The 15,894-nt window shown below is 75.4% G+C and carries 12 protein-coding genes; 8 read left to right on the forward strand and 4 right to left on the reverse strand.

The genetic code is table 11. The features are described 5' to 3' along the window. Positions 1-5 precede the first annotated feature (5 nt). The 3 genes from purB (at position 6) to RLT57_RS00765 (ending at position 3,331) form a co-directional block, all read left to right on the forward strand. A complete protein-coding gene (gene purB, locus RLT57_RS00755) occupies positions 6-1,439 on the forward strand; it encodes an adenylosuccinate lyase (protein ID WP_311295397.1) in 1,434 nt (477 codons plus the stop codon). Further along, on the forward strand, positions 1,436-1,984 hold the full coding sequence (mug, locus tag RLT57_RS00760) for a G/U mismatch-specific DNA glycosylase (protein WP_311300519.1): 549 nt from the start codon (positions 1,436-1,438) through the stop codon (positions 1,982-1,984). Before purB ends, mug begins: the two co-directional genes overlap by 4 nt. A 186-nt stretch (positions 1,985-2,170) precedes the next feature. Further along, positions 2,171-3,331, forward strand: a complete 1,161-nt coding sequence (locus tag RLT57_RS00765; protein ID WP_311295398.1) for an ROK family protein — start codon at positions 2,171-2,173, stop codon at positions 3,329-3,331. A gap of 77 nt (positions 3,332-3,408) precedes the next feature. Here the strand turns inward: RLT57_RS00765 and RLT57_RS00770 are convergent, their stop codons facing one another. Continuing rightward, positions 3,409-4,173, reverse strand: a complete 765-nt coding sequence (locus RLT57_RS00770; protein ID WP_311295399.1) for a GntR family transcriptional regulator — start codon at positions 4,171-4,173, stop codon at positions 3,409-3,411. 1,163 nt (positions 4,174-5,336) lie between these two features. Between RLT57_RS00770 and RLT57_RS00775 the strand changes: the two genes are divergently transcribed. The 4 genes from RLT57_RS00775 to RLT57_RS00790 all read left to right on the forward strand — a co-directional run bounded on the left by RLT57_RS00775 (position 5,337) and on the right by RLT57_RS00790 (position 10,320). Continuing rightward, complete coding sequence (locus RLT57_RS00775; protein ID WP_311300520.1) at positions 5,337-6,116, forward strand: NPP1 family protein; 780 nt, start codon at positions 5,337-5,339, stop codon at positions 6,114-6,116. Between the two features lie 296 nt (positions 6,117-6,412). Further along, positions 6,413-7,783: a GNAT family N-acetyltransferase gene (locus RLT57_RS00780; protein WP_311295400.1), complete on the forward strand. Its 1,371-nt coding sequence runs from the start codon at positions 6,413-6,415 to the stop codon at positions 7,781-7,783. A gap of 115 nt (positions 7,784-7,898) precedes the next feature. Next, on the forward strand, positions 7,899-9,587 hold the full coding sequence (locus tag RLT57_RS00785) for a DUF885 domain-containing protein (protein WP_311295401.1): 1,689 nt from the start codon (positions 7,899-7,901) through the stop codon (positions 9,585-9,587). Between the two features lie 208 nt (positions 9,588-9,795). Continuing rightward, positions 9,796-10,320 (forward strand): GNAT family N-acetyltransferase, encoded by a 525-nt coding sequence (locus RLT57_RS00790; RefSeq protein ID WP_311295402.1) that lies wholly within the window; start codon positions 9,796-9,798, stop codon positions 10,318-10,320. 37 nt (positions 10,321-10,357) lie between these two features. On the opposite strand, the gene RLT57_RS00795 is transcribed toward RLT57_RS00790, so the two are convergent. From RLT57_RS00795 to RLT57_RS00805, 3 genes are read right to left on the reverse strand one after another with little or no spacing between them, the layout of a single operon-like run. After that, positions 10,358-13,492: an SMC family ATPase gene (locus RLT57_RS00795; RefSeq protein WP_311295403.1), complete on the reverse strand. Its 3,135-nt coding sequence runs from the start codon at positions 13,490-13,492 to the stop codon at positions 10,358-10,360. A gap of 4 nt (positions 13,493-13,496) precedes the next feature. Continuing rightward, a complete protein-coding gene (locus RLT57_RS00800; protein WP_311295404.1) occupies positions 13,497-14,657 on the reverse strand; it encodes an exonuclease SbcCD subunit D in 1,161 nt (386 codons plus the stop codon). A 50-nt stretch (positions 14,658-14,707) separates the two neighbouring features. Next, positions 14,708-15,349, reverse strand: a complete 642-nt coding sequence (locus tag RLT57_RS00805; protein ID WP_311295405.1) for a YigZ family protein — start codon at positions 15,347-15,349, stop codon at positions 14,708-14,710. 99 nt (positions 15,350-15,448) lie between these two features. Between RLT57_RS00805 and RLT57_RS00810 the strand changes: the two genes are divergently transcribed. Further along, positions 15,449-15,856, forward strand: a complete 408-nt coding sequence (locus RLT57_RS00810; protein WP_311295406.1) for a CoA-binding protein — start codon at positions 15,449-15,451, stop codon at positions 15,854-15,856. Positions 15,857-15,894: the final 38 nt, after the last annotated feature.

The following is a 15,894-nucleotide window of genomic DNA, read 5'->3' on the forward strand; positions in this document are numbered from 1 at the left end:
CGCACGTGACTGCCAAGCCTCGTATCCCCAATGTCCTCGCCGGCCGCTACGCCTCCGCGGAGCTGGCCGCCCTGTGGTCCCCCGAGCAGAAGGTGTTGCTGGAGCGGCGGCTGTGGCTGGCCGTGCTGCGGGCGCAGCAGGACCTCGGCGTCGAGGTGCCGCGGGAAGCGGTCACGGACTACGAGCGGGTGCTGGAGCAGGTCGACCTGGCGTCGATCGCCGAGCGCGAGAAGGTCACCCGGCACGACGTCAAGGCCCGGATCGAGGAGTTCAACGCGCTCGCCGGGCACGAGCAGATCCACAAGGGCATGACGTCCCGGGACCTGACCGAGAACGTCGAGCAGCTGCAGATCCGGCTGTCGCTCGAACACGTCAGGGACCGTACGGTCGCGGTGCTCGCCCGGCTCGGGCAGCTGGCCGCGCAGTACGCGGAGCTGGTGCTGGCCGGCCGCTCGCACAACGTCGCGGCGCAGGCCACGACGCTGGGCAAGCGGTTCGCGACGACCGCCGACGAGCTGCTGGTGGCCTTCGAGCGGCTGGAGGACCTGATCGGCCGCTATCCGCTGCGCGGCGTCAAGGGCCCGGTCGGCACCGCGCAGGACATGCTGGACCTGCTGGGCGGCGACAGCGGCCGGCTCGCCGAGCTGGAGCACCGGATCGCCGATCACCTGGGCTTCACACGGGCGTTCACCTCGGTCGGGCAGGTCTACCCGCGCTCGCTGGACTACGACGCGGTGACCGCGCTGGTGCAGCTCGCCGCGGCGCCGTCCTCGATGGCGAAGACGATCCGGCTGATGGCCGGGCACGAGCTGGTCACCGAGGGCTTCAAGCCGGGCCAGGTCGGCTCCTCAGCGATGCCGCACAAGATGAACACCCGCTCCTGCGAGCGGGTCAACGGGCTGATGGTGGTCCTGCGCGGCTACGCCTCGATGACCGGCGAGCTGGCCGGCGACCAGTGGAACGAGGGCGACGTGTCGTGCTCGGTGGTACGCCGGGTGGCGCTGCCCGACGCGTTCTTCGCCTTCGACGGGCTGCTGGAGACCTTCCTGACGGTGCTCGACGAGTTCGGCGCCTTCCCCGCGGTGGTCGCCCGCGAGCTGGACCGCTACCTGCCGTTCCTGGCCACCACGAAGGTGCTGATGGGCGCGGTACGGGCCGGGGTCGGCCGGGAGGCCGCGCACGAGGCGATCAAGGAGAACGCGGTGGCGTCCGCGCTCGCGATGCGCGAGCAGGGCACCGAGCGCAACGGGCTGCTGGACCGGCTCGCCGCCGACGGCCGCATCCCGCTGGACCGGGCGGCGCTCGACGCGCTGATGGCCGACCGGCTGTCCTTCACCGGAGCCGCCGCCGGGCAGGTCACCGAGGTGGTGCGGCGGATCGAGGACGTCATTAAGGCGCACCCGCAGGCCGCCGGCTACCGTCCGGGGGCGATCCTCTGACCCCCGGACAGCTGGCCGCGGCCCGCGAGCGGACGCTGGCCGACGTCATCGGGCCGGACCTGCGGGTGCTGTTCTGCGGCATCAATCCGGGCCTGATGTCGGCCTGGACCGGGTACCACTTCGCCCGGCCCGGCAACCGCTTCTGGCCCGCGCTGCACGCCTCCGGTTTCACCGCGCGCCGGTTCGCGCCCGCCGAGCAGGGGCGGATGCCGGAACTCGGGCTCGGCATCACCAACGTGGCCGGCCGGGCCACCGCCCGCGCCGACGAGCTGACCGCGGCCGAGCTGCGGGCCGGCGGCCAGCTGCTCAGCGCGAAGGTGACCGCGTACCGCCCGCGGTGGCTGGCGGTGCTGGGCGTGACCGCGTACCGGGTCGCGTTCGACGACAGGGCGGCCCGGGTGGGGCCGCAGGAGCGGACCGTCGGCGACACCCGGATATGGGTGCTGCCGAGCCCCAGCGGGCTGAACGCGCACTGGTCGCCGGCCGCGCTCGGCGCCGAGTTCGGCCGGCTGCGCGAGGCCGTCCAGGAGCTGCCCGCCAGCTGACGGCGGGGCCGCGGCGCGGTCCGTGTCCGGCGGAGCGTTTGCCAGGCCGACGGCTCAGGGCGGGCCGCGGCACGTCGGCGGACCGCCTGCGGCGATGTCACGCAACCGGAACTTGGCCGTACTCGCCGCGCGGCCCTGCGCCGGGTACGATCCGCCACACACAGGTACAGGCTGGGAGGACATACCTTGGGGCGACTCACCGGCGGGGACCCGTCCCTGCTCCGGCGGATCAATTCCGCAGTCGTCCTCCATGCGCTCCGCGGGGCGCAGACCCCGACCCTGACCGAACTGGTGCACAGCACCGGTCTGTCACGGCCGACCGTCGAGGGCGTCATCGAGGGACTGGCGGAGTCCGATCTGGTGGTCGAGGTCGCCCCGGAGCCGGGTGACGCCCGCAAGCAGGGCCGGCCGGCCCGCAGGTTCCGCTTCTACGCCGAGGCCGGGCACCTGCTCGGCATCGAGATCGGTGCGCACCAGATCCGGGTGGTGCTGTCGGATCTCGGCGGCCAGGTACTGGGGACGCACTGGCGCGAGGTCGACGAGTCCGCGTCCGCCGACGACCGGCTGGAGCGGGTCCGGGTCACCGTAGCGGAGCTGCTGCGCAAGGCCGGGGTGGCCCGCAGCACGTTGTGGGCGGTCGGTGTGGGCAGCCCCGGCATCGTGGAGTCGCAGGGCGAGGTACGGCTGGGTACCGCGCTGCCGGGCTGGACCGGGCTGCCGCTGGGCGAGCGGTTGCAGCGCTCCTTCCGATGTCCGGTCCTCGTGGAGAACGACGCGAACGTGGCCGCGGTGGCCGAGCACTGGAAAGGCGCCGCGGTCGGCACCGACGACGTGGTGTTCGTGCTGGCCGGGCTGAGCCCGGGCGCGGGCTCACTGATCGGCGGGCGGCTGCACCGCGGTTTCGGCGGCGCGGCGGGCGAGATCGGCGCCCTGCACCTGCTGGGCCGCGAGGTCACCCCCGAACATCTGCTGTCCACCACCGGCACGCCGCTGCACCCGCTGGACGAACCCGCAGTGGAGCGGGTGTTCGCACTGGCCAAGAAGGGTGACGCGCAGGCGAAGGACGCGGTGGAGCGCTACCTGCGGCGGCTGGTGCACGACGTGGCGGCGCTGGTGCTGGCGATCGACCCCGAGCTGGTGGTGATCGGCGGCTGGGCGGCCGGCCTGGACGGCGTACTGGAGCCGCTGCGCTCGGAACTGGCCCGCTACTGCCTGCGGACGCCGAACGTGGTGCTGTCCGCGCTGGGTCAGGAGGCCATCGCCACGGGCGCGCTGCGGCTGGCGCTGGACCACGTGGAGGAGCAGCTGTTCGCGGTGGAGCAGACCTCACTGGCCCGCCAGCACTGAGCGCGCGGGGAGGGCGGACGCGCCGCGGCCCGCCTGCCGGTGGGCAGGCGGGGGCCGCGGCGGCGGGGTACGGCGGGTCAGGACGCCTCGCGGCGCTCCGCCGGCTGGTGGTGGGTGACCTCGAGCGCGCCTGAGTCGCCGAAGGTGAGCCGGCAGGTGTCGGCGCGGTAGGTGGCCACCGACGCGGCGGCGACCCGGCCGTCGGCGTGGTAGCGGGTGGTGACGACGAGCACGGGCGCGCCGGGCAGCCGGTCGAGCTGCCGGGCGTCCTCCGCGCGGGCCGAGCCGAGTTCGACCGCGCGGTCCTCGCCCTCCAGCCGCAGGGCGTGCAGCTCACGCAGCACCGCCGGGGCGTGGGTGGCGGGTGTGAGCAGCCCGGACAGGTTCGGCACCGAGGCCGGCGGTACGTAGAGCAGCTCGGTGGCGACGGGCTGGCCCTGCGTCACCCGCTCGCGGCGGATGGTGTGCACGGCGTCGTCAGGACCGGTGCCGAGCAGCGCGGCGACCGACGCGGGGGCGACGGCCTCGACGCAGCCGACGGTGTTCCAGGCGTCGCGGCCGGCACCCGGCCACACGTTGGCCGAGGGGCCGACGGCGATGCCCATCCGGGGCGGTGCCACGGTGGTGCCGACGCCGCGCCGACGCTGCAGGCGGCCTTCCAGCTCCAGTTGTTCGAGCGCCTGGCGCAGGGTGGCCCGGGCGACGCCGAAACGGGCGGCCAGGTCACGTTCGTTCGGCAGGATCTCACCGACCTCGAACTCGGAGTCGAGCGCGTCGTTGAGCACCGTCTTGAGGTGCCAGTACTTGGGCTCCTGTACCGCTTCGAGCTGCGTGGTCCCCACCCTGTCCTCGCATTCACCGGGGCCGCCTCCGGCCGGTCGGGCCGGGTCGGGCGGCTTGTTAAGCCTTGTTTCGGAACCTGTGTTTATTAAAGGTCCTTGCACTACTAGGACGATAGAGCCGGTCCGCGAACCTGGTCAAGACCAATACTCGAATACGCCCATGCCCACCGGAACCGGATACATGAGACGTTCATGCGCTGTTGATGATGTGCCGGGACGGCGTTCGTGATTCCTGTGGGGAGACGGCGGGGGCGCGAACGGCCGACGGCGGGCGCCGGAGCCGGCCCCGTGGGATCCGAACCGGCCCGGACCCGGCGGGGCCGCCCGGACCACGTCGCGGGCCCGCCACCGCGGTTCCGGCGGCGTACGGGCGGAGGGCCGCCGCTGGGGCGGGCCGGGCGCCGCCCGCCCGGCCGCGGGAGGAGGGGATCCGCGGTGGGCGGGCGGCCGTGGGCGCCTCGACCGGGACGGGGGCGCCCGGTCGAGGCTGCTGGCCGGACCGGTGCTCGCACCAGCCCGTACTGAGACAACTCCCCCCATCCCACCGGAGTTCCCGCCTCCCGCCCGGATTTCCGCCCGGTCGCCGGGCGGTTGCGTCGCGGCGGCCGCCGCCGGGCCGGGACCGGCCGCGCGTACGCCCGCGTCCGCCGGATGCCGCCGACCGCACCCGGACGGGAGCGACGGCACTCCTGCCGGCGCACCGCCGACCGCGGATCCGCCCCCGGGCCGGGCCCCTGCCCGCCGAACAGCCGCCCGCCGGCGGGGCCCGCCGGCGCTCCGCCGAAGCGGGCCGACCACCTCGCCGCCGCCTCGTGCCCACCCCTGCGCCCAGGCGGTTTTGCGGCGATGTTCAATTCCTCTTCCCACCGCTCCGCCCGATCTCACGGAATATCCGTAATGCGGTTTTCCGGGAATGAATCCACCATGGGATCCTCCTTGCGTGCCGCCCCGCCCGGGGCTAATTTGATGCCCCATCGAACGGACGGCGTCCGCGGTCCGGAGGCATATCCCGCGGGGGTCTCCGGGACGGCCGGACCCTTCGGCGGCACACGAACCACTGGTCTGTGCGCAGGGAATCCGGGCAACGGCCCCTGCTCCGTGTCCGACGTTGAGGAGTTGGTGTGCGCAGTCCGCTGTCGTCGTCGACGAGCCCCCGGGACCGGGTGTCCCGTCCGCAGCGCGCGGGCGGGCTCCGCAGGTCCGCGCTCGCCACCGCCCTCGGCGCCGCGGCCCTGGTCCTGGCGCTGCCCTCCACCGCGGACGCCAGTGTCCTGCGGCTCCTGCCGCAGAACGCCGACGGCCTGGAGCAGTCCTTCTCCCCCGCCTACGACTACGACACGGACGGCTGCTACGCCACCGCCGCGATCGGCGCCGACGGCACGGTCAACCCCGGCCTGAAGCTGGGCGGCGACGTCAACGGCCACTGCCACGACTACGCCCAACTGGCCAACGCCAACACGTACTCCCGGGAGAAGTGCGACAACGGCTGGTGCGCGGTGGTCTACGCGAGCTACTTCGAGAAGGACCAGGCCACCCTGGGCCCGGCGGCCATCGGGCACACCCACGACTGGGAACACGTCGTGGTGTGGATCAGCGGCAACCAGGTCCGGTACGTCTCGGTGTCGCAGCACTCCGGCTACCAGGTGGCCGCCGCCTCGTCGGTGCGCTTCGACGGAACGCACCCGAAGATCGTCTACCACAAGGACGGCGTCTCCACCCACGACTTCCGCTTCGCGAACACCAACGACGAACCGCCGGAGAACGCCACCGGCGGCTGGTTCTTCCCGCGTCTCGTCGGCTGGGAGGGCTACCCGCCCGGTTTTCGCGACAAGCTGATGAACGCCGATTTCGGCGAGGCCACGATCAAAATCAAGGACGGCGACTTCGCGTACGCCCTCGCCCACTCCATGCCGGCCGGAATTCCGTTCGATCCCAACGCCTGACGGTTTCCGACGGATCCCGCCCGGCCCCTGCCGCAATCCGCCGGGATCCGCCGGAGTGCGCCCGCCGCCCCGGCCCGCGCGACCGCGGTCGGCACCGCCGCTCCCCCGGACGCGTTACGCGCAGGCAACGCGCCGGGGAGGCCGAAGTGGCGTGTTTGCGTCGAAGTGGCCGGAAAAGCCCGCCCTGGTGGGCGATAAAGCCGTAGAAAAGATGAGTTAGCGGGGAAGATCAGCCCTTTACCGTCTGGTCATGGCACGTTCGTGATCGCGCAACACGGCTTGGGCATGGTGGCTGTATGCGTCACACGACCCGAGCCCAGACCGGACCGCGGCACCGCGGCCGGGGCCGCGACCTCGCCGAACTGGCCGCGCTCTTCGGCGCGACGGCCGCAGCCGACCTCGTGGCGGACCCGGTGAACGGCGGCCCGGCCGGCGGAGTGCTGCTGGCGGCCTCGGCCGTGGGCCTGCTCGCCGCGGCGGGGTGCCACATCTGGTGGAACCGCCGGCACCGGCCTCCTCCGCCGCCGGCACCGGCGGTGGAGGAGGCCGGGGCCACCGACGCCGGGACCACGCTGTGGCGGCTGCGGACGACCGTCCGGGACACACCCGGCAGCCTGGGGAGCGTGTGCACCGCGCTGGCCCGCGGCCGGGTCGACATCGTCACCCTCCAGACGCATCCGCTGGCCGAGGGGACGGTGGACGAGTTCCTGCTGCGGGCGCCGGCCGCGCTGTCGGCCGCGGCGCTGGCGCTGACCGTCGAGGAGGCGGGCGGCAGCGACACCTGGCTGGAGCGGGCGGACGCCCACGACCTGGTGGACGCGCCGACCCGGCTCCTGGCCCTGGCCACCAGGACGGCGCTGGACCCGGCCGAACTGCCGCTCGCGCTGCGCCAGCTGTTCGGGCGGTGCACGATCACCTCGATACCCGAGGAGTCCGCCGGGGCCCACCGCCCCGGCGCGGCCGGGGAGCCGGACGCGGCGGCGCCGACCGTGATGCGGCTGCCGGACCCGTCCGGCGGCACGGTCGTCGTGCGCCGCGACCATCTGCCCTTCACTCCGACGGAGTTCGCCAGAGGCCGGGCCCTGGTGGAGCTGGACGCGCGACTGGGAGTACGGATGCCGGCCCGCCGGGACGTCCTCACCCTGCCCGAGGGCGACGAGATCAGCATGCGCCGGGCGGGCCCGGCCGACCACGCGGCGGCGCTGGCGATGCACGGCCGCTGCTCCCCCGCCACGCTGGCCGCCCGGTACCACGGCCCGGTCGCCGACGCCGACCGCTATCTGGAGCATCTGCTGAGCCCCCGCTTCGGCCGGACGATCGCGGTGGAGACGGCCTCCGGACGGCTGGTGGCGCTCGGCCACCTGCTGTGGGACGGCGAGGAGAGCGAGGTCGCGCTGCTCGTCGAGGACGACTGGCAGCGGCGCGGCATCGGCGCCGCCCTGCTGCGGCGGCTGGTCGAACTCGCCGCCGAGGCGGGCCGGGGCAGCGTGTACGCGGTGACGCAGTCGGGCAACACCGCCATGGTGGCGGCCATGCGCGAGCTGGGTCTGCCGCTGGACTACCTGGTGGAGGACGGCACCTTGGTGGTCACCGCCGCCCTGCCGTCGGCGGCGGGCGCCGATCCGTCGGCGGCCGAGCTGCCCTGGGTGAGCGGCCGCCGCCCCTGACCGGGCGGCGGACGGTCCGGTCGGAGGGGGAGGCACGGGGCCGGCCGGGGAGGCGTCAGGCACCAAGATTCTTCTACCGGTGACGCGGACGCCGTCGGCGTACGAGGATGGCGGTATGTCCACTCTCAGCGGCAGTGCCCTGCCCCGCCAGATCGCCGACGCCCACGTCGACGGTCTCCTCGAACTCAACCCGATCCTCGGCACGTACCTCGGCGCTCCCGGCAGCGGGCACCGGCTGCCCGACTACTCCCCGGCGGGCGCCGACGCCCTGGCCGCCCTCGCGCGGACCACGCTGGAGCGGCTGACGGCGGCCGAGGCCCGGCCGGGCGCGCAGAGCGACGCCGAGCGGCGCTGTGCCCGGCTGCTGCGGGAGCGGCTGACCGCGGAGCTGGCGGTGCACGAGGCCGCCGAGCACCTGCGGGCGGTGAGCAACATGAGCTCGCCCGCGCACAGCGTGCGCGAGGTGTTCACGCTGATGCCCACCGAGACGCCGGAGGACTACGCCGACCTCGCGGCCCGGCTGCGGGCGGTGCCGGCCGCGCTCGACGGCTACCGCGCCTCCCTCACCGAGGGGCTGGCCCGCGGTCTGCGGGCCGGACCGCGCCAGGTGGAGACCGTCATCGGGCAGTTCACCGAGTGGGTCGGGGACGGCGGCGCGGGCAGCTGGTTCGCCGGGCTGACCGCGGCGGGCCCGAAGGAGCTGCGGGACGAGCTGGACGCGGCGGCCGCCGAGGCCACCGGCGCGTACACCGCGCTGCGCGACTGGTTCCGGGACGGCTACGCCCCGGCGGTCGCGGGCGCCCCGGACACGGTGGGCCGCGAGCGGTACGCCCGCTGGTCTCGGCTGTGGAACGGCACGGATCTGGACCTGGACGAGGCGTACGCGTACGGCTGGTCGGAATTCCACCGGCTGCGCGCCGAGATGGTGGCCGAGGCCGGCAAGATCCTGCCGGACGCCACCCCGTGGGAGGTGCTCGAGCACCTGGAGCAGCACGGACAGGCCATCGAGGGCGTCGACGAGGTGCGCGACTGGCTGCAGGGCCTGATGGACGAGGCGATCGCGGCGCTGGACGGCACCCACTTCGAACTCGCCGACCGGGTCCGGCGGGTGGAGTCCCGGATCGCCCCGCCCGGCGGCGCGGCGGCCCCGTACTACACCGGCCCGTCGGAGGACTTCAGCCGGCCGGGGCGGACCTGGCTGCCCACCATGGGCAAGACCCGCTTCCCGCTCTTCGACCTGGTGTCCACCTGGTACCACGAAGGGGTACCAGGCCACCATCTGCAGATCGCGCAGTGGGCGCACGTGGCGGAGAACCTGTCGCGCTACCAGGCGACGGTCGGCATGGTCAGCGCCAACGCCGAGGGCTGGGCGCTGTACGCGGAGCGGCTGATGGACGAACTGGGCTTCCTCACCGACCCCGAGCGGCGGCTCGGCTACCTCGACGCCCAGATGATGCGGGCCAACCGGATCATCGTGGACATCGGCATGCACCTGGAGCTGGAGATCCCGGCGGACTCGCCGTTCCACCCGGGCGAGCGCTGGACGCCGGCGCTGGCCCGGGAGTTCTTCGGCAACCACAGCGGCCGGGCCGCCGACTTCGTGGACAGCGAGCTGATCCGCTACCTCGGCATCCCCGGCCAGGCCATCGGCTACAAGCTCGGCGAGCGCGCCTGGCTGACCGGCCGGGCCGCCGCCCGCGCGGCCCACGGCGACGCCTTCGACGCGAAGTCCTGGCACATGGCCGCGCTGTCACTGGGCTCGCTCGGCCTGGACGACCTGGTGGCGGAGATCTCCGCGCTCTGAGATCGCCGCGCTCCGACACCCGCGCGCCGGGGCCGCCCGCTCCCGGGGCGGCCCCGCCGTCCGCCCGCGCCGCCGTCCGATGGGCCTCCGGGCGGGCCCGGCGAAAGCGGGAGCCGCTGCCGCGGTCGGCCGTTACGCTGCTGCTCTCCGGCCGGGCCGCGGCAGCGGCCCGCCGGGACCCCCGACTGCGACAAGGCGGTACCGCTGGATGACCCTGCACGCTTCGCACGACGACGGACGCCTGGTGCTGACCCAGGGCAGGCTGACCCTGCGCGAACAGCTCCCGGTGGACGCCTCCCAGCTGGCCGACGGCAAGCCCGCCTCGCTGGTGTGGATCGACGGCGTGCCCGGCGAGGGCACGGTGGGCGCCGCCACGATGACGGTCGCGACCGCCGGGGCCGGCGTCTACCGGCCGGGCTGGGGGCTGTTCGCGATCACCCGGACCGAGGACGGGACCGCGGTCGGCGGCGCCGGCTTCCACGGCCCGCCGGACCGGGGCGCGGTGGAGATCGGCTACGACCTGTCGGAGTCGGCCCGCGGCGCCGGGTGGGCGACGGACGCCGCCCGCGCGCTGTGCCAGTGGGCGCTGGCGCAGCCGAACGTGATGGTGGTCCTGGCCACCACCGAGCCGCGCAACAGCGCCTCGCAGGCGGTGCTGGAACGGGTCGGCTTCGTGCGGGTCGCGGACCGCGGCGAGCTCTGGGCGTACGAGCTCAGCTCGATCCCGGTCTGACGCCGCGGGCGGGGGCCGGCCGCCGGCGCGGGGGAGGTCAGCCGCGGGCGCCCGCGGCCGTACGCAGCCGTACGGTGGAGCCGTTGCGGTTTTTCAGGACGCTCAGCTGGGCCGGGATGCGGTGCCGCAGGTCGGCGACGTGGCTGACGATACCGACCGCCCGGTCGCGTTCCCGCAGGCCGTCGAGTACGTCCAGCACCTCGTCGAGGGTCTGGTCGTCCAGGCTGCCGAAGCCCTCGTCGATGAAGAGGGTGTCGAGCCGGGTGCCGCCGGACTCGTCGGTGACCACGTCGGCCAGGCCCAGCGCGAGGGCCAGCGAGGCGAAGAAGGTCTCGCCGCCGGAGAGCGTCGCGGTGTCGCGTTCGGTGCCGGTCCAGGCGTCCACCACCATCAGGCCGAGGCCGGACTTGGTACGGCCGCTGCCGCGTGCGTCGCTGTGGACGAGGGTGTAGCGGCCCGCGGACATCCGCTGGAGGCGTACGCCCGCGGCGGCGGCGACCTGTTCGAGCCGGGCGGCCAGTACGTAGGTCTCCAGCTCCATCCGGAACCGGTTCTCCGCGCTGCCGGCCGAGGCGAGGTCGGCCAGGTGCGCGATCCGGTCGAACTCCGCGCGGGCCGGACCGAGTCCGCGGACCCGGGCGGTGGTGTGCGCCGACAGCCGGTCCAGGGTGCGGCAGCGGTCGGCGGCAGCGGACTCGGCGGCCGAGGCGGTCCGCAGCCGGTCGGTGGCGGCGGCCAGCGCGGCCCGCGCGGCGACGGGGTCGGCCGGGGGGCGCCGGGCGGCGGCGGCCGGTTCGGGGGCGGCGAGGTCGGCGGCGACGGCGGCCTCCTGCCGGGTCCACTCCTCGACCCGGCGCTCGGCCCGCCACAGCTGTTCCTCGGGCAGCAGGCCCGCCTCGGCCTCGGCGGGCGAGGCGAACCCGGCGCGGGCGGCGGCTTCGGCGAGGGCGGTCTCGGCCTCGGCGAGCCGGGCGGCGCTCTCGGCGCGGTCCCGGGCGGCGTCCGCGGCGCGGTCCAGCAGCACGATCCGCTCGGTCAGCCGGGCCCGGCGGGCGTCGACGCTCGGGTGGCCGCCGCGGGCCCGGGTCAGCTCGGCGGTCAACCGCTCGTACTGCCCGTCCAGTTCCTCCCGCCGCGAGGCGCGGGCGGCGGTCGCGCTCAGCGCGGCGTTGCGCTGTTCGGCGCGGCGGTCGCGCTCCTCCTCGGCGCGGGCCAGGGCCCGCTGCGCCTCGGAGACGTCCGCGGCCTCGCGGGCGGCCCGCGCGTGTTCCGCCGCCAGTTCGGCGCAGGCGGCGGCGAGCCGGGCGGCCGACTCCTCGCCCGCGGTCGCGACGGCCGCCGCCAGCGCGGCGTCGAGCCGGGTGTGCTCGGCGCGGACGGCGTCGTGGGCGGCGGCGGCCCGGTGGTACGCGCTCTCGGCGGCCTCCTCGTCGGCGCGGGTGACCTGCCCGCCCGCGGGCCTGGCGGGCGCGGGGTGCTCGGGGGAGCCGCAGACCCGGCAGGGCGCGCCCGGTACGAGCTGTCCGGCCAGTTCGGCGGCGATCCCGTCGATCCGGGCCTCGCGCAGGTCGTGCCACCGCTCCCGCGCCTCGGCGGCGACGTCCCGTGCCCGCCGTGCGGCGTCCGCGGCCCGGTCCCGTTCGGCGGCCAGCCGGTCCCGTTCGGCGGCCGCCGCGTGGCGGCGCCGGGCGGTCTCCTCCCGGGCGGCGAGTGCCCCGGCGCGGGCGCCGGCCTCGATGCCCCTCGCGACGCCCGCCCGCAGCCGGTCCCGTTCGGCCGGCCACGCCTCCAGCCAGGTGTCCGCCTCCCGCAGGATCTCGTCGTCGGCGCGCTCGTCCCGTTCCAGTTCGGCGCGCCGCCCGTCGAGTTCCCGGGCCCGCGCCTCCAGCTCTACCGCCAGGGCCAGGCCGCCCAGCTCCTCCCGGACCTCCCCGGCCCGGCGGGCGAGTGCCTCGCCGGCGGCGGACGGGGACCGGGTGCCGGGGATCCGGCCGTCGTCGTACGGGGCGGGCGCGCCGCGGACCGCGGACCGGCCGGCGGCGGACGGGGGGCGCGGGGCGCCGGACGGTGCCGGGGCCCCGGGGGAAGAGTCCGCGGTACGGGCCTGCGGGAGCCGGCCGGCGGCCGGCGGCTCGCCCGCCGCGGCCAGTTCGGCGTACAGCGTGCGCTCGACGGCCGCCGACTCCGCGTCCTGGGTCGCGGCCTTGTCGCGCAGGGCGAGGGCGGGCTCGACCGCCCGGGCCCGGTGGGCCCTGGCCAGCAGGGCGCGGGCGGCGTCGCGGGCGGGGCGGTCCGACTCGGCCGCGGCGGCGCGGCGGCGGGCCTCGGCGTGGCGGCTCTGGAGGGCGTGGAGGTCGCGGGCGGCGTTGGAGGAAATCTCGGCGGCGTGGTGGGCCGCTTCGGCGTCCGCCAGGGCGGTTCCGGCGATCGCCGCGGCCTCGCGGGCGTCGCAGCGCAGCACGGCGGCCCACGCGAGCAGGTCCGGGCCGGGGCCGGCGTCCTGGGCGGAACCGGCGGCCTCGCTCAGCCGGGCGGCGAGGTCGCGCAGTTCCGCGTCGCCGCGGGCGACCCGCTGGGCGGCCTCCTGCTTGCGGTCGCGCAGCCACTTCTCCACCCCGCGGAAGCGGCGGGTGTCGAAAAGCCTGCCGAGCAGCGCGGCCCGGTCGGTGGCGCCTGCCCGCAGGAAGGTCGCGAACTCGCCCTGCGGCAGCAGCACGACCTGGCAGAACTGCTCGCAGGTCATCCCGACCAGCTGCCCGATCTCCTCGCCGACCTCCTGGTGGGACCGGGACAGCCCCTGCCACTGCCCGCCGGTGTGCTCGCGCAGCAGCGTGACCGCCCTGTCCACCGTGGTACCGGTGCCGCGCCTCTTCGCCCGGAGCTGTTCGGGCTGCCGCGTGATCTCCAGCCGCCGCCCGCCGAGGGTGAGTTCGAGGACCACCTTGGTGGCGGTGCCGGCCGCCGCGTGGTCGCTGCGCAGCCGGGTCGTGGGCCGGACGCCGGGCACCTGGCCGTAGAGCGCGTAGCAGACGGCGTCCAGCACCGAGGTCTTGCCGGCTCCGGTCGGGCCGTGCAGCAGGAAGAGTCCGGCGGCGGAGAGTTCGTCGAAGTCGACCTGCTGGGTGCCGGCGAAGGGCCCGAAGGCGGTGAGTTCGAGTCGGTGCAGCCGCATTGCGTCAGTCGCCTTCCGTCCGTGCCGTCTCGGCCCGCACCGCGTCGAACGCCTGCTCCAGCACGGCGCGTTCGCCGGGGTCCGGCGCCCGGCCGCGTACGTGCGCCACGAAGTCCTCGGCGATCTGCCGGTCGGTCCTGCCGCGCAGCCGCCGGGCGTACGACGCGGCGGGGTTTCCGGCGCCGGGGTCGGGCTCGAAGGCGAGGCTGAGGATGTGCGGGAAGCGTTCGGCGAGGGCGGCCATGGGTTCGTGCGGGCGGTCGGGGTCGGTGAGGGTGGCTTCCACCCAGGCGCCGGTGTGGCGGTCGAGCGCGGGGTCGCCGAGCAGGTCGTCCAGCCGGCCGCGCAGCCGGGCCAGCGGCCTGGGCACGGGTGTGTCGAGGCGCTCGGCCGCCACCTCGCCGGCCGGGCCGAGGGTGACCAGCCACATGCTCTTGCGGTGGTGCTCCTCGGAGAAGGAGTACGCGAGCGGGGAGCCGGAGTAGCGGATCCGCTCGCTCACGGTCTGGCAGCCGTGCAGATGGCCGAGCGCCGCGTAGTGCACCGCGTCGAAGACCGCGGCGGGCACCGCCTGGACCCCGCCGGCGGTGATGTCCCGTTCGCTGGCGGAGGGTTGGCCGCCGGTGACGAAGGCGTGGGCGAGCACGACCGACCGGGTGCCGGCCGGGCGGGCGGCGAGGTCGGCTCGGACCCGGTCCATGGCGGCGCCGAGCACCGCGGCGTGGTCGGCCCGCTCCGCGCCGAACTCCTGGCGGACCAGGGCCGGTTCGAGGTAGGGCAGCCCGTAGACGGCGACGTCGCCGTACTCGTCGGCCAGCAGCACCGGCCGGTCGCAGGTCGCGGGGTCGGTGCGCAGGTGGATGCCCGCCCGGCCCATCAGCCCGGCGCCGACGCCGAGCCGCCGGGCGGAGTCGTGGTTGCCGGAGATCATCACGGTGGGCACGCCCAGTTCGGCGAGCCGGTGCAGTGCCCCGTCGAAGAGTTCGACGGCGGACAGCGGCGGCACGGCCCGGTCGTAGACGTCCCCGGCCACCAGTACGGCGTCCACGCGTTCGGCGGCCGCGGTGGCCACCAGGTGGTCGAGGAAGGCCCGTTGTGCGTCGAGCAGGCTCACCCGGTGGAAGGACCGCCCCAGGTGCCAGTCCGACGTGTGCAGGAAGCGCATGATCTCCAGAGACTAGCGGCACCGGTACCGGCCGGGACGGGTAACCGCGATCATCCGGCGTCCGGTCGGACGTCCACGTAGGCGCTGCCCTCGACCGCGCAGCCGGCCGCGCCCGAGGTGGTGTCGGCGAGCCAGGAGCGGAAGGCGGGCACCTCGGTCTCCGGGACGCCGAGGTGGAAGGTCACCTCGGCGCCGTAGGAGACCTCGCGTACGGTACGGCCCGCCGCCCGCAGGTCGTTCTCCAGCCGGCCGGCCCGCTGGTGGTCGGCGGTGACGGTGACGAGGGCGAGCAGGCGGCGCTCGACGGTGCCGATCAGGTCCAGTGCGGCGGAGACGGCGCCGCCGTAGGCGCGGGCGAGGCCGCCGGCGCCGAGTTGGACGCCGCCGTAGTAGCGGGTGACGACGGCCGCGGTGTCCCGCACCTCGCGGCCGAGGAGCACCTGCAGCATGGGGGTGCCGGCGGTGCCGCCGGGCTCGCCGTCGTCGCTCGCCCGGTGCAGGCGCCCGTCGGGGCCGATGACGTAGGCGAAGCAGTTGTGGGTGGCCGCCGGGTGCGCCCTGCGGATCCGGCGTACGAACTCCCGCGCGGCCTCCTCGCTGTCGGCGGGGGCGAGCGCGCACAGGAAGCGGGAGCGCTTGATCTCGCTCTCGTGGACGCCCTCGCGTGCCACCGTCAGATACCGGTCGATCACGCGTTCAGCCTATCCGGCGGGCGGTGGCGGGAATGGTGGCGGGCGCCGCCGGGTTCGACCAGGCAGGACGACCGGACGTGGGAGCGGCAGGAGGACGACGTGTACGGCGACGCGGCGACGGTGCAGAGGATCCTGACCGGAACGGGTGACACCTGGGCGGTGGTGGGCCTGTCGAACAACACCGCGCGGGCGGCGTACGGCGTCGCCGCGGTGCTCCGGCGGTTCGGCAAGCGGGTGGTGCCGGTCCACCCGAAAGCCGAGGCGGTGCACGGTGAGCAGGGGTACGCCTCGCTCGCCGACATCCCGTTCCCGGTGGACGTGGTGGACGTGTTCGTCAACTCCGAGCTGGCGGGCGCGGTCGCCGACGAGGCGGTGGCGGCCGGCGCGAAGGCGGTGTGGTTCCAGCTCGGCGTGGTGGACGAGGACGCGTACGGGCGGACCCGGGCGGCCGGTCTGGAGATGGTGATGGACCGGTGCCCCGCGATCGAGATCCCCCGGCTCGGCTGACCCGGCGCCGGATCCCGCGGTCGGCTGCCTGCCGTACC

It is taken from the genome of Streptomyces sp. ITFR-21, from assembly GCF_031844685.1.
In the GTDB taxonomy this organism is placed as follows: domain Bacteria; phylum Actinomycetota; class Actinomycetes; order Streptomycetales; family Streptomycetaceae; genus Actinacidiphila.